The 19,775-nt window shown below is 47.4% G+C and carries 15 protein-coding genes; 11 read left to right on the top strand and 4 right to left on the bottom strand.

All coding sequences use genetic code 11. The annotated features are described in order from the left end of the window. The coding region (locus tag BLU80_RS07330) for a transposase (protein WP_211481787.1) at positions 1-329 on the top strand (329 nt) is incomplete at its 5' end. A gap of 91 nt (positions 330-420) precedes the next feature. On the opposite strand, the gene BLU80_RS07325 is transcribed toward BLU80_RS07330, so the two are convergent. Then, positions 421-1,164 (bottom strand): phosphoglycerol geranylgeranyltransferase, encoded by a 744-nt coding sequence (locus BLU80_RS07325; RefSeq protein ID WP_091395828.1) that lies wholly within the window; start codon positions 1,162-1,164, stop codon positions 421-423. A gap of 336 nt (positions 1,165-1,500) precedes the next feature. Between BLU80_RS07325 and BLU80_RS07320 the strand changes: the two genes are divergently transcribed. Continuing rightward, positions 1,501-2,622, top strand: a complete 1,122-nt coding sequence (locus BLU80_RS07320; protein WP_091395825.1) for a 5-(carboxyamino)imidazole ribonucleotide synthase — start codon at positions 1,501-1,503, stop codon at positions 2,620-2,622. Positions 2,623-2,713: 91 nt separating this feature from the next. Here BLU80_RS07320 and BLU80_RS07315 read toward each other — a convergent pair whose 3' ends face one another. Further along, complete coding sequence (locus BLU80_RS07315; RefSeq protein WP_091395822.1) at positions 2,714-3,805, bottom strand: outer membrane beta-barrel protein; 1,092 nt, start codon at positions 3,803-3,805, stop codon at positions 2,714-2,716. Between the two features lie 219 nt (positions 3,806-4,024). After that, entirely contained in the window at positions 4,025-5,410 is a 1,386-nt protein-coding gene (locus tag BLU80_RS07310; RefSeq protein WP_091395819.1) for an ammonium transporter, read from the bottom strand. Between the two features lie 518 nt (positions 5,411-5,928). Between BLU80_RS07310 and lptB the strand changes: the two genes are divergently transcribed. From lptB to BLU80_RS07260, 9 genes are all read left to right on the top strand, one after another. Next, positions 5,929-6,750 (top strand): LPS export ABC transporter ATP-binding protein, encoded by an 822-nt coding sequence (gene lptB / locus BLU80_RS07305; RefSeq protein WP_091395815.1) that lies wholly within the window; start codon positions 5,929-5,931, stop codon positions 6,748-6,750. A gap of 253 nt (positions 6,751-7,003) precedes the next feature. Further along, positions 7,004-7,474, top strand: coding sequence for a ribosome maturation factor RimP (locus BLU80_RS07300; protein ID WP_091395811.1), 471 nt, complete (start codon positions 7,004-7,006; stop codon positions 7,472-7,474). Positions 7,475-7,509: 35 nt separating this feature from the next. After that, positions 7,510-8,754 carry a transcription termination factor NusA gene (gene nusA, locus BLU80_RS07295; protein ID WP_091395808.1) on the top strand — a complete coding sequence of 415 codons (1,245 nt, stop codon included), beginning with the start codon at positions 7,510-7,512 and terminating at the stop codon, positions 8,752-8,754. 61 nt (positions 8,755-8,815) lie between these two features. Beyond that, positions 8,816-11,911: a translation initiation factor IF-2 gene (gene infB, locus BLU80_RS07290; protein WP_091395803.1), complete on the top strand. Its 3,096-nt coding sequence runs from the start codon at positions 8,816-8,818 to the stop codon at positions 11,909-11,911. Positions 11,912-12,147: 236 nt separating this feature from the next. Continuing rightward, a complete protein-coding gene (locus BLU80_RS07285; protein ID WP_091395800.1) occupies positions 12,148-13,590 on the top strand; it encodes a peptidylprolyl isomerase in 1,443 nt (480 codons plus the stop codon). A 124-nt stretch (positions 13,591-13,714) separates the two neighbouring features. Further along, positions 13,715-15,145, top strand: coding sequence for a hypothetical protein (locus BLU80_RS07280; protein WP_091395797.1), 1,431 nt, complete (start codon positions 13,715-13,717; stop codon positions 15,143-15,145). 183 nt (positions 15,146-15,328) lie between these two features. Next, positions 15,329-17,548 (top strand): phosphoribosylformylglycinamidine synthase subunit PurL, encoded by a 2,220-nt coding sequence (gene purL / locus BLU80_RS07275; protein WP_091395793.1) that lies wholly within the window; start codon positions 15,329-15,331, stop codon positions 17,546-17,548. A gap of 190 nt (positions 17,549-17,738) precedes the next feature. Beyond that, a complete protein-coding gene (locus BLU80_RS07270) occupies positions 17,739-18,068 on the top strand; it encodes a DUF6686 family protein (protein ID WP_091395790.1) in 330 nt (109 codons plus the stop codon). A 350-nt stretch (positions 18,069-18,418) separates the two neighbouring features. Further along, complete coding sequence (locus tag BLU80_RS07260) at positions 18,419-19,102, top strand: Pr6Pr family membrane protein (RefSeq protein WP_139188104.1); 684 nt, start codon at positions 18,419-18,421, stop codon at positions 19,100-19,102. Between the two features lie 174 nt (positions 19,103-19,276). Here BLU80_RS07260 and BLU80_RS07255 read toward each other — a convergent pair whose 3' ends face one another. Next, positions 19,277-19,762 carry a DUF4907 domain-containing protein gene (locus tag BLU80_RS07255; RefSeq protein WP_091395780.1) on the bottom strand — a complete coding sequence of 162 codons (486 nt, stop codon included), beginning with the start codon at positions 19,760-19,762 and terminating at the stop codon, positions 19,277-19,279. Between the last annotated feature and the right edge of the window lie 13 nt (positions 19,763-19,775).

The following is a 19,775-nucleotide window of genomic DNA, read 5'->3' as shown; positions in this document are numbered from 1 at the left end:
AAAACATAAAACTTGTTGCGAAACCGCTAGGTCGTCCATCCGCAACGGCAGTGAAAAATCACATAAGACCGGGCGAAAGAAATCCAATAGAGGGAAAATTTGGCCAAGCAAAGACCAGATATGGCATGGACAATATAAAAGCCAAGCTGGCCAATACAAGTACTTCATGGATATCTACTATAGCCCTGGTGCTAAACCTGGTCCGGATGACCAGGCAGGCACCTGTATCCCTACTATTAAGGATACAAAATTGGCTAGCCTATCATGTAGTCAGGCTAGCCGGAAATTTCAGAATTAAAAATTATTATAATGTGTTAATGATCACCTAGCGGTGAGTTATTGAGCAGACTTTATTTATACAATAGTGTTAAAACCAGAAGTCGGTGCTGCGAAAAGCTGTAAATGATGTCCCTTAAGATTTTAGCAGCTCTGATGTACGGCCTCACTGAGCGCCTGCATCAGGTGAATATCTTTTTCAATGGCATTGCCCACCACAATCACATCAGCCCCCGCCTTACAGTTCGCCGCTGCTTTTTCCGGTGTCCGGATGCCGCCGCCTACGATCAGGGGTACCGCAATGCTGCCGGCCACGCGTCTGATCATATTTTCCTGAATCGGATTTTTAGCGCCGCTGCCGGCGTCCATATAAATTAATCTGAGCCCCAGCATTTCGCCGGCCATGGCCGTACAAAGCGCAATATTGTCCTTATCTGCCGGGATAGGCGCGGTATTGGCAATATAAGAAACGGAAGTGGGAGCCCCGCCATCTATGACCATATATCCCGTAGGCATTATTTCCAGGCCGCTGGAGCGGACCATGGCTGCACTGATGACATGCTGCCCTATTAACAGTTCCGGATTTCTTCCGGAAATAAGGGAAAGATAAAATAAAGCGTCCGCATATTTAGAGACCTGAGAAGGGGAACCAGGGAAAAGCACGACCGGGATATCACATCTGGATTTAATGCGCTGAATATTCTGATCCACCGTATTGACGACCACCAGACTGCCGCCAACAAAAAAATAATCCACACGGGCCTGCAGGGCATGATCCACAATCCGGTCAATATCAGCATCACTCATTTTATCCGGATCAATTAAAACGGCAAATGCTTTTTTGCCTGTTTTTTTCTGGTCCATAAATTTCTGGTATATCCCTGCCATATATGCTACTGAATTAATCGTTTAATAGGAAACTCCTGCAAAAATGCAGAAAAAATGCCAGAATTCACGCAAAAGCGCTGGTTTTCACCGGCAGAAGGATAAAACTAATCCATTGATATCCAATAAAGAGTAGTACACCCCAGGGTTCTTCGGATCAAAAAACGGGGTTTAATGTATCCTTATAAATTGGCCGGGTTAAAAAATTAAGCCCTCAATCTGGCAGTCGGCTATCCATATTCAATCCCAAATCCGTAATTTTGGCGCTCCCTTACCCTTTTTCGCAGACTATTCAATCATTTAAAAAGGGGGCAAAAGGCAATCATCTTAAATAGCGCTATGCAAAAAATCGGAATACTCGGAGGCGGTCAGCTGGGACGCATGTTACTACAGGCAGCCGCAGACTTTGTAGTTGAAACCTATGTACTGGAAAACGACCCCGGGTGCCCTGCCGCCCATCTGTGCCATCACTTTGTGAAAGGAGATATCCAGAGTTTTGACGATGTCTATCATTTTGGCAAAGGACTGGACGCCCTCACCATAGAAATCGAGGCGGTGAATGTAGATGCCCTGGAAGCCCTGGAAAAAGAAGGAGTCCGGGTCTATCCTAAACCTTCCGCCATCCGTACCATTAAAAACAAGATTCTTCAGAAGACTTTCTATAAAGAAAACGAGATTCCCTCTCCCGCCTTTATTATCACACAAAATAAGGCTGAGGCGCAGTCCAGAACCGATTTACTGCCCGCAGTGCATAAACTGGGGGAAGGCGGCTATGATGGCAGAGGCGTAGAAGTACTCCATAAGCAGAGCGATTTAGAAAGAGCTTTTGACCAGCCGGCCGTTATGGAGACCATGGTGGAAATAGAAAAAGAAATCGCTATTACCGTGGCTAAAAACGACGCCGGACAGCTGACTTTATTCCCTGCCGTAGAGATGCTTTTTGATCCTAAACTGAATTTACTGGATTTTCAGCTCTCTCCCGCCCGTATCGACAAACAGATCCTCTGGAAGGCAGAAGCCATGGCTCAGAAAGTAGTTGAAAAGCTGGACAGTCCGGGACTTTTTGCCGTAGAGCTCTTTATTGACCGCAAAGGGAATGTCTGGGTCAATGAAACAGCTCCCAGAGTGCACAACAGCGGACATCATACCATTGAGGCCAATTATTGCAGTCAGTACCATATGTTATTAAGGATTCTGATGCAATTGCCACTGGGTAACACCCAGCCCATTATCCCTTCCTCCATTGTCAATATTCTGGGTGCACCGGGTTATACCGGTGATGCCATTTATGAGGGGCTGGAAGAAGTGCTGAAAATGGACAACGTCTTTATTCATCTGTATGGCAAAAAAACGACAAAGCCCGGCCGAAAAATGGGCCATGTGACCATATTAAGCCAGGAGCCGCAGGAGCTGATTTTTAAAGCCAATAAAATCAAAAACACTTTAAAAGTTATTGCATAACTACGCTTAAGGCGTATGCGCCAGCTTAAATCAGAATGCCGCCTCTTATCCGCAACTTGCGAAAAGGGCGGCATTTTTATTCATGGGTTGTTTAAAACTGATAGGCGACCGCCAGCAGTCCGTATAACTGACTGCTATAAGAGCTGCCATAGGGCTTAGCAAATTTATCCCATCTGAATTCAGGGAAAACGCTAAAATCCCCTTCTGTAAATTTAAGGGTAGCAGTACCCGACCAAACGTGGGTACCCAGCATGGCGGGGCTCAGCGCCTTGGTGTCGGTAAAATACTCTTCCCTTAATGCCAGCTGTAGATGATCCGTTAAGTGGTAATTCAGATAGAGCGCCTGTCCCCACCAGTTTTTCCAACCGGTGTCCCCGCCCGGCAACACCTCCGACTCTTTTTTCCTGAAACAGACGGAGCCGTTCCAGCCAAGGCTGATGTTATAAATGGCCGGAAGACAGATCACTGCGTCTAGCTGCTGAATCTTTGAACTGTCTATCTGCTTACCTCCTGAATAGTTGAGCGCCAGGATCAGCCCATTTTCCTTTTCAAAACTGTAGCGTGCAATCAAGGTCTTTGCATGCGTAGCCTGATCAGGGGTGACCCGGTAATCGGTTGGATTACTGATGCCCGCCATCAGGTGGTGATTGCCGGCGCTGTACTCCGCCTTCAGGCCGGTGTTGGAAAAAGGCCCGGTGGAAAACAGATAAGACATACTATAGTTGGCATTCAGGGCAGGATCCAGCACCTCATAACCAATATGTGTGGCCCAGGTACCTGCCGAAAACCTAAGGCCTGTCACCGGTTCATAATAGACATAGGCCTGTTTGATGGCGGCTCTCGCGCCCTGGTCCGTATAAGAGAAGTCCTCCGCCCTGGGTCCGAAGCCCAGGTCCACCACTACTCCTGACTTTTTATACTGATAGGCCAGTTGCACGCTGGCCATGCCCAACTGAAAGCTTTGATTTTTGGACGTAAAACTTGTGGTCGCATTTTTAGTCCCCCTGAATACATTTTTGTAATAAACATCCAGGTTTCCGTTCAGCGTTAAAGACTGATACCGGTCCTTGTAAATCTGACCATTGGGATGACCTTCCGTCAGGCTGTCTATTACGCTATCCTGGGCATTCACCCAGCTGGAGCAAAACATTGCGGCCGCTAAGAACAGTGGCTTGATCTTCATAAGATAAACGATTTAAAAGTTATAAATAATGTCAATCCCTATTTATCCTTCCCCTCAAAAATTATCTTATAACACAAAATAGTATTGAAATGAGATGTAGATACCAGGCGCTCAGGCAATCTGAAAATTTAAATCAAAAAAGGCCTTTTCATGTCCAAGTAGAAAAGGCCTTATGGTAGAAATATTAGTACGAAGAATCTTTAAATAAATCCGTTCAGACTAGGCAGTAAACGCTTCCTGCTCGTAAGTATAATTAGCGGCAGCCACTGGAAGGTCCAGGTATTTTTCATTATGCTGCGATGCATCCAGACCTAATTCTTCCTCTTCTTCACTGACGCGCAAGGGCAGGATGAAGTTGATGAATTTAAAAATGCCATAAGACATACCAAAGCTGAAGACCACCACGATGGCCATACCCGCCAGCTGGGTCATAAAAAAAGAAGCGTTACCAAAGAAAAGTCCGTTGGCGCCGGCCGGGTTTACCGCCTTAGAGGCAAAAACACCGGTCAGCAGCATCCCCACGATGCCACCGATACCATGGCAAGGAAACACATCCAGCACATCATCCAGCGTGGATTTTGTTTTATAATACACGGCCACATTAGAAACCACGGCCGATAATACACCGATAAATATGGAGCTGGCAATAGACACAAAACCAGCCCCAGGAGTAATTGCCACCAGTCCCACAACGGCACCGATGCAAAAACCAAGTACAGAAGGTTTTTTACCTTTTAATACATCAAAGAACATCCAGGAAAGTCCGGCAGCGGCAGCAGCCGTATTGGTGGTTGCAAATGCGGATACCGCAAGACCGTTAGCGGCCAGGGCGGATCCCGCGTTAAATCCGAACCACCCGAACCATAACAGACTGGTTCCTATGAGCACATAAGGAATATTGGCCGGAGCGGTCTCAATATTTTCCAGATGAGATTTTCTGCGTTTCAAAACGATGGCACCTGCCAGTGCTGCGCAACCGGCTGAGATATGTACCACGGTACCGCCGGCAAAGTCCAGCACACCCATTTTGGCCAGAAAGCCATCCGGATTCCAGCACCAGTGCGCCAGCGGACAGTAAACCAAAAGGCTGAATAATACGATAAATAAGATATAAGCCGTAAAACGGATCCTTTCTGCAACGGCTCCTACCACCAGACCCGGGGTAATGATGGCGAACATCAGCTGAAACAAGGCAAAAAGCATCAGTGGGATGGTGGGTGCACCGACCCAGGGTGCGCCGGAAGCCACATGATCAAAAAAGAGAAAAGTCGTCGGATCGCCGATTACCCCGCCCATGGAATGACCAAAAGCCAGGCTGAACCCAACAACAATCCACAGAACACCGACTACTCCGGCAGCCACCACACTTTTAATCATGGTGGACAAAATATTTTTGCGGTTCACCATTCCGCCGTAAAAAAGAGACAGTCCGGGTGTCATTAAAAAGACCAGTGCGGTTGCGACCAGTATCCAGGCTATATCAGCAGCGTTATAAACAGAGGTTCCGTCAAACATAGAAGATTCCGGAACAAATAAGGAAAGCAGGGCCACAATGGCCAGCACCGTAAAAGGCGCCCATTTTTTAAAATTAAAATTTGTAATCATTGGTGTCTATTTTAAATTATATTTTTATATATCTGTTTAGATAAAACAAATTTATATAGTTTTTTCAATACAATTTTATATTTAAAGTATATATTTTTTATTACTATTTATATACAATTATCCTGCAAAGCCGCTGCTATTCAGCGTTTGACCAATACTTAACGTTCGTTAATAGCTTTATTACCAATTATAATCTATTTTTTATCATATAAAAATATCCGCCAAAAAGGGATTTTTGTCGAAGAAACCGGAATATTTTTATCATATTTGTTTTTATTTAATATTCATAAAATATGTCTCCAAGTTCGAAAAATGACCCCATTTTGAGGGCAACTTTGCAAACCTGACCCTAAATTCACCCTCCAGTCGGAGGGGCAAACCGCCCAAAATCCGGCGCTCCCGATTTTTGGGCCGCCCTTAGCAATTAATTTAAAAAGGAGCAGGCCAGCATTCAAAAACGAATCTTATCTTTACGCCCATAAATTCATCCGGCACATAAGCACATAAAACGGCATCCCTTGAGTATCACTATCTATACAAATAAACTGGTCAAATCCTATCGCAACAGAACGGTGGTGGATCAGGTATCTGTTCAGGTCACCCAGGGAGAAATCGTGGGGCTGCTGGGACCTAATGGAGCCGGCAAGACCACCTCTTTTTATATGGTCGTCGGCTTGATTAAACCCGATGAAGGAACTGTTTTCCTTAATGATCAGGAGATTACAAAGCTTCCCATGTATAAAAGGGCTCAGATGGGCATCGGCTACCTCCCTCAGGAAGCTTCTGTCTTCAGAAAACTCAGTGTGGAGGATAATATCATGGCCGTGCTCGAGATGACCAGACTCTCCAAGGCAGAAAGAGCCGCCAAACTTGAGGACTTATTAGATGAGTTCAACCTGCATCATGTGCGTAAAAACAACGGAGACAGCCTGAGCGGCGGAGAGAGAAGACGGACGGAAATTGCCCGCGCTCTGGCGGTGGACCCTAAATTTATCTTATTGGATGAGCCCTTTGCCGGGGTTGACCCCATTGCGGTGGAAGATATTCAGGCAGTGGTGGCCAAGCTTAAATATAAAAACATCGGTATTCTGATTACTGACCACAACGTAAATGAGACGCTCTCTATCTGTGACCGGGCCTATTTACTGATTGAGGGTAAGATATATAAGCACGGAACAGCGGAAGAACTGGCTGATGATGAAAAGGTTAGAAGCCTTTACCTGGGAACCAACTTTGAACTCAAAAGAAAAGACTGGATTCTGGATATGGGTAAACAGGCAAAAAAAGATGCCCGGGACAAGCTCCAGACGCCGGCTTCGCAATCAGATATGGCAGAGTAGTCCCGCGGCAGAAAATCCGGTCTGCCTCCCTTGCAATGCAAACAAAGCGCAGGACACCCCTGCTGCTTTATATTATATATACATTAATTATTGGATAGCCGGACAGCCGGCCTCCTTTCAGAATCCCTCAGGATAGATCCGGATAAATTAATATTTGGATTGAATCCCAATATTATACTACCTTTGCGGTGTAAAGAACGGAGGATGAAGGGAACGGCTAACGTTCCCTTCTGTTATTTTCAAAATAAACGTTATGTCAGAAGGACTTATATTTGATCAGGTGGAGGCTTTTCTGGATGAGATTTTAGCAGCAGAAACCACTTATTTTAAAGTAAGATTCAAAGTAAAACCCACCAATAATTATAAGATTTATATTGACGGCGACCAGGGCATTACCATTGATCAGTGTATTAAATTTAACCGGGCCCTGTATAAGAAAATAGAGGAAGCGGGACTTTATCCGGAAGGAGATTTCTCTTTAGAGGTATCTTCACCGGGTGTAGATGAACCGCTGGCAGATATCCGGCAGTATAAAAAGAATATAGGACGCAAAGTAGAAGTTACTTTGCTGGATGAAAGAAAGCTGGAAGGTATTTTGAAAGAGGTTGGAGAGGACAGCTTTTCTATAGAAGAAACAAAAGGAAAAGGCAAAAAAGCTGTAACGGAAGTTATAGCCCTGCCGTTTAAAGATATAAAAACAACAATTGTTCAAATTCAGTTTTAAAAAGCGGGGGTATTCCCGGCTTAAAATGGTATAATATGGCAAGTATTAATCTGATCGAAGCGTTTCAGGAATTTAAGGACGCGGAAAACATTGACCGTCCGACCATGATGAAAGTGGTTGAGGATGTCTTTAAAACACTGCTTCGAAAAAAATATGTAAGTGATGAGAACTTTGACGTGATCGTCAATGCAGAACAGGGTGACCTGGAAATCTTCAGAAGACGTATGATCGTTGAAGACGGAGAGGTGGAAGATCCCCTGGCAGAAATTGCTTACAGTGAAGCCATTAAAATTGAACCGGACTTTGAAGTCGGTGAAGAACTGATTGAATCCGTGGATTTATTTGACTTTGGTCGCCGGGCTATTCTGGCCGCTAAGCAGACCCTGGCCAGCCGTATCGGTGATTTAAAGAAAAATCTGCTGGTACAGCAATACGAAGGCCGTCTGGGAGAAATGATTAACGCAGAAGTGTATCAGGTGTGGAGAAAGGAGGTATTACTGCTGGATGATGATGGCAATGAACTGATTTTGCCAAAATCCGAACAGATACCGCAGGATTTCTTTAAGAAAGGCGAAAACACCCGCGCCGTCATCAGCCGCGTGGACGTTAAAAACAATACACCGGTTATTATCTTAAGCCGTACCAATCCGGTTTTCCTGGAAAAACTCATGGAAATGGAAGTTCCGGAAATCGCTGAAGGACTGATTACCATTAAAAAGATTGTCAGAGAACCCGGCGAAAGAGCGAAAGTAGCCGTTGAAAGCTATGATGACAGAATCGATCCGGTAGGTGCCTGCGTCGGTATGAAAGGCAGCCGTATCCACGGGATCGTCCGCGAACTGAAAAATGAAAATATTGATGTGATTAATTTCACCACCAATACCCAGTTACTGATTCAGCGTTCACTTACGCCCGCTAAAATCAGTTATATGGAGCTGGACAATGAGAAAAAGCGTGCAGAAGTATATCTGCAGGCAGACCAGGTATCCCTGGCCATTGGCCGCCGTGGAGTGAACATCAAACTGGCCTGTGAACTCACAGGATATAATATAGATGTATACCGTGAAAACGAAGAAACCGAAGAATTTGATATTGACCTTGTTGAATTCTCCGATGAAATCGATATGTGGATCATCGATGAATTAAAACGTGTAGGTTGTGATACTGCCCGCAGTGTACTGGCCCTTACACCGGAAGAGCTTGAAAGAAGAACCGACCTGGAAAAAGAAACCATCCAGGACATCAGGCGAATCCTCGAAGAAGAATTTGAAAAAGAGTAGATAGGGCTACCCACTGGTAAGCGCCAGCCGTCAACTTCCTTATCTACGACTAAAAGAAAATATGGCAGAATTGAAATTACCAAGATTATTGGCAGCCGCCAAGGAGTTTAACATTGGGCAGGAAACGCTCATAGAATTTCTTGACAGCAAAGGATTTAACAAGGACGAACTCAAACCCACGGCCAAATTGACCGAGGAGCAATATGCTGCCCTTCAGCGTGAGTTTCAGAGTGATAAACTGGCTAAAGACAAAGCTGATAAAATTGAGATTCCTAAAAGTACAGTAGCTACCCAGGCAGAAAAAGAAAAGAAGAAAAAGGAAGAAGCAGAAGCAACGCAGCCTGCGGCTGAGCAAAAAGAAGTACCCCACACAACCGGACCGGTTGCACCGCCTGCACCTGAAGTGCAGCCAGAGACTGCTGCCCCTGAAATCAGCGCACCGGAACCTCCGGCGACTCCGTCACAACCTGCCCCGGAAGCATTACCGGCAGCCGAGCCTAAGGCTACGCCTGCTGCTGCGGCTCCTGAAGCGGAAGCAAAAGCGCCGCAGACGCCTGAACCGGCCCCTGAGACCAGTGAAGCCACTTCTGCTGCGGTCAGCCCGCAGCCAGAACCGGAAAACGAACCGCCGGCTAAAGCAAAGACCCCGGAAATCGAAGGTCTTAAAATTATAGATAAAATAGATCTTTCTGCCATCGACTCTTCTACCCGCCCTAAAAAGGCGGCTCCTAAAAAGGAAGAGAAACATAAAAAACCAGAGCAGAAAGTGGAGCCTAAACAGGCCCCTAAAACGGAACATAAAACAGAAAAACCGGCAGCAGCAGCCTTCGCACCCAAAGCGCCTATAGCAGCGCCTCAGCCGGCACCGCAGCCGGCACCGCAGCCTAAACCGGAAGCAGAGGAAAACAAAGCCCCTGTCATTGAAAATATCCGTGCAGCTAAACTGGAAGGGCCTAAAATCTTAGGGAAGATCCAGCTGCCGGTAGATTCTGACACTCGTCCTAAACCCAATAAGGATAGTGGCCGTAAACGCAAGCGTATCCCTCTGGAAAACAAAAGACCTGCCAGTGCAGGTGATACCAACCAGGGTGGCGGTCATAACCGCGGCGGACAGGGTAACCGCCCGGGGCAGGGACATAACAATAACCGTCCGGGTCAGCATGGAGCGCCTCATGGCGGTAATAATAAACCCGGCAACCGCCCCAGATATACACCTCATACAGAGGCTGAAAAAGAAATCGACCAGAAACGTATCCAGGAGAAAATCAAGGAAACACAGGCTAAACTGGCCGGTTCCGGAGGTTCTAAGGCTAAAAGCAAGGCAAAACACCGCAGAGAAAAACGCCAGGAAATGGCCGAAGCGATGGAAGCCGCTGCAGCCAGACAGGATACCCGCTTACAGGTAACAGAATTTATTACCGTGAGCGACCTGGCCAATCTGATGGATGTCAGCTTTACCGATATCATCAGTAAATGTATGGGCCTGGGCATCATGGTATCTATCAACCAGCGTCTGGACGCGGAAGTCATTGAACTGGTAGCGGAAGAATTTGGTTTTGAAGTAGACTTTATCGGTCTGGATGATGTCAATGAGGAAGAGCAGCAGCAGGATACGGACGCACCGGAAGATCTGTTGCCGCGTAATCCGATTGTGACCATCATGGGTCACGTTGACCATGGTAAGACCTCACTGCTGGATTATATCAGAAGAACCAAAGTGGCCAGCGGCGAAGCCGGTGGTATCACGCAGCATATCGGAGCCTACGTCGTTAATGTAGGAGACAACAAAATTACCTTCCTGGATACTCCGGGTCACGAGGCCTTTACCGCCATGCGTGCCAGAGGTGCCAAGGTAACGGATATCGCGGTTATTGTGGTCGCTGCCGATGACGCAGTAATGCCACAGACCAAGGAAGCCATCAGCCATGCGCAGGCAGCTGGTGTGCCGATGATCTTTGCGATCAACAAAATCGATAAAGACGGCGCCAATCCGCAGAAAATCTATGAACAACTCTCCCAGATGAATATCCTGGTTGAGGAATGGGGCGGTAAGTTCCAGAGTCAGGAGATTTCTGCCAAACAGGGATTAAACGTGGACGCTTTACTGGAAAAAATCCTGCTGGAAGCGGAAGTACTGGAACTCAAGGCCAATCCAAACAGAGAAGCCAGCGGTTCTATCGTGGAAGCTTCCCTGGATAAAGGCCGCGGTTATGTAGCCACCTTACTGGTACAGAACGGAACCCTGCGTCAGGGAGACCTGGTGGTGGCCGGTCAGTATTACGGAAGAATGAAAGCCATGTTCAATGAGCTGAACCAGCGTATTGAAGAAGCCGGACCTTCCACACCGGTACAGGTCTTAGGTCTGAACGGCGCACCGCAGGCCGGTGAAAAAATCAAGGTGTATCAGGATGAGTCCGAGGCCAAGGATATTGCCAATAAAAGAGCACAGATCATGCGTGAACAGGGACTCAGAACCCGTAAGCATATCACGCTCGATGAAATTGGTCGTCGTCTGGCACTGGGTAACTTTAAAGAACTCAACATTATCATCAAAGGTGACGTGGACGGTTCCGTGGAAGCCCTCAGTGACTCCCTGCAAAAACTCTCTACGGAAGAAATCGTGGTTACCGTGGTACACAAGGCCGTGGGTCAGATTTCTGAGAGCGACGTACTGCTGGCAACAGCTTCTGATGCCATCGTACTTGGCTTTAATGTCCGTGCCTCTTCTCAGGCAGCCCGCCTTGCAGATGAGGAAGGCGTGGAAATCAAGACCTACTCCATTATCTATAACGCGATTGAAGAAATCAAGAGCGCCATGGAAGGGATGCTTGAACCCAAGATTCAGGAAAAAGAAGTCGCCACCGTTGAAATCAGAGAAGTTTATAAGTTCGACAAAGCCACCGTTGCCGGTTGTTATGTGCTGGAAGGAAAGATCAAAAGAGACCACAAAATCCGGTTATTCCGCGACGGGATCCTCGTTTATCCCAGACAGGAAGGAGCTTACTCCGAACTGGGCAGCTTAAAACGCTTCAAAGACGATGTCAAAGAAGTGGCACAGGGTTACGAGTGCGGTCTGACCATGAAGAACTTTACCGATATTCAGGTAGGCGACAATATCGTAGCCTACGAACAAGAGGAAATCAAGCGTACACTCTAATAACCACCGCTTTATAATTATTTAAAGCACTGCGGTTATCCGGAAGTAAACCTTATATTTTTCAAGGGCTAAATTGTTTTTAATTAAAATAATTTAGCCCTTTTATTTATCCTCATTTCAAATTAAATACATTTTGTTAAAACCCGCTACCACTGGTTTTAACTGCCTTCAAATCACTATTTTTGAGACCGCGGTAGCCATCTCTGGCCTGCGAAACTTTTAGATAATCATTGGTAATGCAAAAAAAAATGATCAAAAAGGGATTGACCCTGGCTGCTATGGCGCTTAGCCTTGCGGGCATCACAAAGGCCCAGCAAGCCCCTTCCAATAAAGTAGTAGCAGATAAGATTATCGCACAGGTAGGCGACGATATCGTCCTGCAGTCTGATATTCAGGAAGGTGTCAACCAATACAGGAGCAACCCGGAATTTACAAACCTGCCACCGGATCTGGAATGTCATATCCTTAAAACGCAGGTGATGATGAAGGCCCTGGCTATCCAGGCACAAAGAGACTCCCTGCCTTTCTCTGATGACGAGGTCACGCAGGCCTTTCAGAGTAAGATCCAGATGTACCTGCAGCAGTTCGGTTCCAGAGAAAGACTCGAACAGGCAGCCGGTAAAACCATTGAACAGATGCGGCAGGAATGGACCCCGGATTTAAAACAGACCTTGCTGGCGCAGAAGATGCAGCGCTCTATTGCCCAGGACGTTACCATTACCCCGGTTGAAGTAGAAGCCTACTATAATCAGATTCCTAAAGACAGCTTAAAATTCTATGAGAGCCAGTTTGAGGCCAGCCAGATCATCATCTATCCTCAACCCAATGAAGATGTAATCGCTTATATAAAAAATGAACTGGAAGACTGGAAAAAGCAGGTGGAAGATAAAAAAGCCAATTTTGCGGCCCTGGCTAAACTTTATTCCGACGAACCCGCTGCCAAGCAGACCGGAGGTCAGCTGAGCATCAACCGTCAGGACGATAAAGGCCGTATTGATCCGGACTTCATGAACGCTGCCTTCCGCTTAAGAGAAGGACAGATTTCTCCCGTTATCAAAAGTCAGATGGGCTATCATATTATTCAGATGGTGAGTAGAGCGGGCAATGATGCCATCGTGCGTCATATCATTAAGATCCCGCCGGTAACCGATGAAGAAGTGCAGATTATTCAAAAAAGAATGGACAGCATTAAAGACCTTTTATCCACTGGTAAAATGACCTTCCCGGAAGCCTTTAACCGCTATAATGAGGATAAAGATGCAAAATACAATGCGGGTGCCATCTACGGTTATGATAACTATAGCCCGGTCACCTCTTTTACCATCGACCAGTTGCAGGATAAAGACCTGGCTAAACTCTTACCGACCATGAAGGTAGGCGACTTCTCTGATCCGCAGGTATTTACCGATCAGACAGGCCGTCAAGGCGTCAGAATTATCTACCTGCGTGTACGTAGCGAGCCGCACAGAGAAAACATCAAGGACGACTATGACAAAATCGCACAGCGTGCGCTGGCCGTTAAAAAACAGGACGCACTGGATGACTGGCTGACCAAACACATGAAAGACTTTTATATCCAGATTGACCCTTCATTCGCGCATTGTCCGGAACTGGCCCAATGGATGAAGAGCACCAACGAAAAAGTAGAACACTACTCTTCCATGGAACTGAAAAACTAAATCCCGTCAGGGTGGATCTTAACCCGCCTCGGGATAACATTCAAGAAATAAGAACCTCATAACCGTGGCCTCAGCTGGTATTCTCTAAGCTGAGGCCACTATTTTTTTAAGTTTTGTCTTAATTTTGAATCCATTAGACAAAGAAAGTTTCCGCAGTACACGGCTTTGGTTCACCTGGTATTCCATGCAGCAAAAAAATCAACACATACCGCTAAGGCCTCCCCAAAGGCAAAAAAAGCGCCTGGTACCGCCTGCTTTGAGCACTGCCCTGCTGTGGACGGGAATGGCTGCATGCTGCATGTTTTACGCCGGCCCCCTGTATGGTCAGTCCGCTGCCCCGACGCCGAACCCGAAAACAAACCAACAAACAAACCAACAAACAAGCCTGGGCGCCCGCCGGCTCAGCCAGATCAGTTTTGTGCTGCACCGCATGGAGCGGCAGCAGCAGATGGCCACGGAAGACCCCGTGTTTTTAGCCGGCAGCTACCCTTCCTATATTCATCACAGAAGACACTACAAGGAGAAAAAAAAGGACATCACGATATTTTATAATATCCTGATAGACATGACGCTCAAAAAGGTAAGGCCCGGGCTTCCCGATAGCCTCAAAGTAGTTATAGACACTTTGCTTACCCGTTCCGCTGAGCTCTATCCAAGATTTTACAATCAGGGGCGGGGAAGCTATAATTTCTGGCTCCGCGACTCGAGCTACCGCTTTCCTTACTCCTGGTGGATACCGCTGATTAAAAAAGACGGCGCGGTACCCGACGACATGGATGACAGCGTACTGTCCAGATTTGTGGACCCTAAAGGCGGTAAAGACAGCCTGGAAAAACTCCACCAGGTACTGCAGGGGTATGTACGGCGCCCGGGGCAGCCGCTGCGCTCGGCGCCCCGGTCCTACCGGCATTTCTACACCTATTCAACCTGGTTTGGCCGGAAATTCCCGGTAGTCATGGACGCCGTGGTACTGAGTAATATCCTGAGTTTTGTCAGCCACTACCAGTTAAAGTGGACCCCGGCCGACACTTCGGCCCTGCAACTGATTGTACAGACGATTCGATCCGGGGATTATATAAACCGCCCCCTGGCCATCGCACCTTATTACGGTAAAACGGCTATTTTACTCTATCACTACGCCAGGCTGATGGCTGAAAAGCCTTTGCCGGACCTGGAAGCGCTCAGACCGGCACTCGAAAAAACCTGCCACCGCCTGTTGGATAAGCCCTCCGGTGCTTTTATGGAAAAGATCATTACGGCAAATGCGCTATACCTGCTCAGTAATGCGCCTGCCAGCGCAGCCCGGCAAAGCGCTGCTGCCCCTTATTCACTACCGGTCCCGGTCCCGCCAGCGCTAGCGCTTCCAGACACCGCTCACTGGGAACCAGCCGTTGAACACAGTGATTTTGCCTATTTTATCGGCAATATCCCCTCCTATATGTCCAGAACCCTGCAGTCGGTCCTGATACCGGTAAATGCGCTGATGTATTATCACTACTGTCCTGCTTTTAATGACGTGCTGGTACTGCAATACCTGACCCTCAGTAAAAACTAAGTCCCTTCAAATAGTTGTTACTTTTCTAGAGCCGTGTGAATCAGAAACTTATGAAGACCTGCCCGCCATTCGGTTCCCCGCTTTTATATCCGCATAAATAGGCAGGGGCGGGGCGGCTGTTTTTCCCAACTTTTGTTATAAATTTGCGTGGCATTTCAATTACAATTTTTCTTAAAGATCCCAATGGAAATTACCGTACAACACGCCCAGGAGCTGCGATTAACCGCAGAAGAATTTGAGTTAATCAAGCAAAAATTAGGTCGTACTCCCAACTTTACCGAGCTCTGTATATTCAGTGCCATGTGGAGTGAACACTGTAGTTATAAAAACTCTATTAAATGGCTGAAGACCCTGCCCAGAGAAGGTGGCAGGATGCTGGTGGCAGCAGGTGAAGAAAATGCAGGCCTGATGGATATGGGTGGCGGATACGGTGTGGTCTTTAAAATTGAAAGTCATAACCATCCCAGTGCCATTGAACCTTTCCAGGGGGCAGCCACGGGAGTAGGCGGTATCCAGCGTGATATCTTTACCATGGGAGCAAGACCCATTGCTTCTTTAAACTCTCTGCGTTTCGGGAACTTAAAAGATAAAAAAACACAGCGCCTCATGGCAGGCATCGTTCACGGCATTGGCCATTACGGCAACTGCTTTGGCGTTCCCACCGTTGCCGGTGAAGTCTATTTCGAGGACTGTTACCATACCAATCCGCTGGTCAACGCGATGAGCGTTGGTATCGTGGATACCAAAAGAACCGTCAGTGCCACAGCCGAAGGAAAAGGCAATCCTATTTTCTTCGTCGGCAGTGCCACGGGTAAAGACGGTATTGGCGGGGCCAGTTTCGCTTCGGCCAATATTACAGAGGAAAGCACAGAGGAATTGCCGGCCGTACAGGTGGGCGATCCTTTCCAGGAGAAAAAACTGCTGGAAGCCTGTCTGGAAGTCCTGAAAACAGACGCTGTCGTAGGGATGCAGGATATGGGCGCCGCAGGTATTATCTGCTCCACCGCAGAAATGAGTGCCAAGGGCGGTGTAGGGATGCACATTGATCTGGAAAAAGTACCGACCCGTCAGAAAAACATGAAAGCCTGGGAACTGCTGTTAAGCGAAAGCCAGGAAAGAATGCTTTTAGTAGCGCACAAAGGCCAGGAAAGCAAGATTATTGAAGTTTTTGAAAAATGGGATCTGCCCTGCAGTGAAATCGGCTATGTCACAGATGACGGTCAGTTAAAATTTTATATGAATGGAGAGCTGGAAGCAGATGTTCCGGCTGAAGAGCTGGTACTGGGCGGCGGTGCCCCTCAGTATGAGCGGGAATATACCCGTCCTGCCTATCTGGATAAGATAAGCGCCTTTGATCAGCAAAGCATTGAAGATCTGGCTGATAACAATGCCCTGAAGCAGGGTGCGGAGCAGCTGATTCAGCTACCCAATATTGCCAGCAAAAGATGGATCACGGTTCAATATGACTCCATGGTGGGTACAGCCAATACGCAGACCAATGCACCCAGCGATGCAGCGGTGGTATTAGCCAAAGGCACAGGCAAAGCCCTGGCTGTCACCACAGACTGTAACAGCCGCTATGTATATGCCGATCCATTTGTTGGCGCTGAGATCGCCGTGGCCGAAGCCGCCAGAAACATTGTCTGCTCCGGAGGCGAGCCGATCGGAGTGACCAACTGTCTGAACTTCGGCAATCCCTATGATCCGGAAGTGTACTATCAGTTTGTAAAAGCGGTTCAGGGTATGGGAGAAGCCTGTAGGAAGTTCAACACGCCGGTTACGGGTGGTAACGTCAGCTTCTATAACCAGAACCCTACAGGGCCGGTCTACCCTACCCCTACCATCGGTATGGTCGGGATCCTGGACGATATTAATAATAAAATGAGCCTGGACTATAAAAAAGCAGGCGATAAAATTTATCTGATCGGCCGCCCCAAAAATGATATCGGCTCCTCAGAATACCTGCACAAGCTGCATAAAGTAGAGTTCTCTAATGTCCCTGCTTTTGATCTGGAGGAAGAATATAACCTGCAGCAGGCCGTAGCGGCACTGATCAAAGAAAAATTAGTAGCGAGTGCGCATGACATCAGCGAGGGTGGCCTCATGATTACCCTGCTGGAAAAAGGCTTTAACCGCAATCTGGGCTTTGATGTCAGCGCAACTACGGATATCAGACAGGATGCCTTCTGGTTCGGGGAAGCGCAGAGCAGGGTCGTTGTCAGCGTCCCCGCGGCTGCAGCTGAGGCTCTGGAAGCCGCACTGAAAGTGGCATCCGTTGACTTCAGCCTGCTGGGTACCGTTACGGATGCAGCGGTCACGGTGGATGGACACGCCTGGGGTGATATCCGGGAATGGAAAGAAAAATATGACACCGCTATTGAAAAGATGATCGCAGAAAACTAAAGCTTCTTTTCCGGCTCAAAATTATAGCTGTTTTAAAAGCCTTTCCGGTCTTCGGAAAGGCTTTTTTATGCGTTCATTGTCAAACAAATAGGCTTCCGGTAAATGTTCCTGATATCGACAACCTTTTTCCAGAATCTGTAAATAGATTCGTCCTGCATACTCCATCTTTGTTTACATAAAAACATGGAATATGTGCGACTTTAACAACCTGAGTTCATCAGAAAACGGCTTCATCCTGCGTTGCAGACAATGCGGCTATTATCAGATCGGTTTTGCCGGGGTGATGCTGTCTTTAAATATAGAGGATTACACCAAGTTCTGTCAGTTGATTGAGCATCTGGCGACTAAACAGGTGCCTGTAGAGAAATGGAGTGCCCGTCACATTGTAATCCCTACGCCTTATTACGGGGTCAACATGCTGCTGTGCAAGCATGAGATTGACGATTTGTCTCAGTTAATCAGCAAGGCTGACAGTGAACAGCTAGCGCAATCCATGATGGCCATGCTTACCCATGGCTGATACCTTATTAAGTCCAGGTAGAGGCCTGAAACGGCGTCTGCTTCATTTTTAAAGGTTCCCTGGTTGGCTGCTTTAGACATTGTCCTGTTTGCCGCTGACAACTGATAAAATATCTGGCTGACCCGGCCCTTAAAAAAGGATGAGCTGTCAATATCAACCATTGACCCTTCATCTTTTAAGCAGCGCCTTTGCTTCTTACCTGGCACCAATTGGTGGTAAAATAACATCAACCGTTTTTCTCTTTTCATTCACCATTTGTTTATCCGGTCCTGTTACCTTTTGTGTAGCCGGGCCGGCTTTTTTATTCCAGGAAGCCGTTATCTTTGAAAGTCTTTATCGGTAGTTTTCCGATGAGTATATTTAAAACGATGACCCGTTATCTGTCTGCTATGCTGATTCACTTATTTGCAGGACATGGCTACGGCCTTCCGGCAAACGCCGTTCGCTTTATGGCGGCCTGTTTTGCGCTGCTCAGCTGGCTGAGTCTGATCTTACAGTGGACACTGATGTATGACCGGCTTGAACCCGGTATAGGCAGGGCTGTCGCCCGTTTCTTTGGCTATTTTACCATTTTGTCCAATACCCTGGTAGCCGCGAGCTTTACCCTTTGGGCCGTCTATCCGGTGGTTATCATCACGGAGCCCTGGCTGGCACTGCTGTCAACGGCTCTTTGCGTCTATATTATTATTGTGGCCGTGATCTACCATCTCTTGCTTAGAAAAGAGTTTCCTTTAACGGGGCTTGACCGGCTGGCAAATGGCATGCTGCACAGCTGGCTGCCGGCGCTTTATGTTATCTCATGGAGTATGCGCTTGCCCCATGGGCTGGTATCTTACTGGCAGGCAGGCTACTATTTGATTTTCCCGGTGCTCTACCTGGGTTATATTGTTTGGCTGGGCCGTAAAACGGGTCATTACCCCTATCCCTTTGTCAATGTAACAAAGATCGGCTATCCCCGGCTCTGGCTGAATGCCTTTTTTATCGCGCTGGCCTTTGCGGCCTGCTCGCTGTTACTGATCTTTTTAAAAAGCTAAAGGGCGATCACTGCCTTACCGGTAGTCATACGCCCTTCGCTTTTTCCACTTTAATATCAAAAGTCGGGATCTAATACCTGCTTCCCGCAAATGAACACTTCTTTTTTATCTATACCGGCCTGGCATGCTGTCCGGCTTTGTTTACAGTAGCTCCCGGTACATGTTTCCGGCGGCTCACTGGTAGCTTTTATACGTCACCTTTGCCTCAGACAGTTCCTGCTGACTGATAGAAGGAATCTGATGGGTCTTCAGCTTATGGCTGACCATTTCTGCTATTTTCTCGGCATCTGCTTTACTGGTAAAGCCGTTTTGACCTGCAACACCCGGAACATTGTATTGTTTGATATAGAGCTTGTCTCCTGTATAGATTTCATAGCCCCAGAGGGTATCCGAATTCTTCTCAGTAACAGGGAGCTCCACGGCTTTTACATGCAGACTTAAGGTGTCTCCTGTAAAGGTCGGAGCCGAAGCCACGGTCTTTTGACCGGACGGCTGCGCTGGGACCGCAGCGTTTACGGCGCTGTCTTTGACAGCGCCGGAGCCAGTTGTGCTGGTGCCCTGGCAACTGCCCAGCAGAAAGACTGCCGAGGCTACCACCAAAGTACGGCCGAGATGTCTTAACCCTACGTCTTTTAAAAGCCTGTCACTGAATTGTATCATTTATTAGCCCTCT

This window comes from Arachidicoccus rhizosphaerae (genome assembly GCF_900107765.1).
Classification (GTDB): Bacteria; Bacteroidota; Bacteroidia; order Chitinophagales; family Chitinophagaceae; genus Arachidicoccus; species Arachidicoccus rhizosphaerae.
This window is presented reverse-complemented; position numbering and strand designations above follow the sequence as displayed.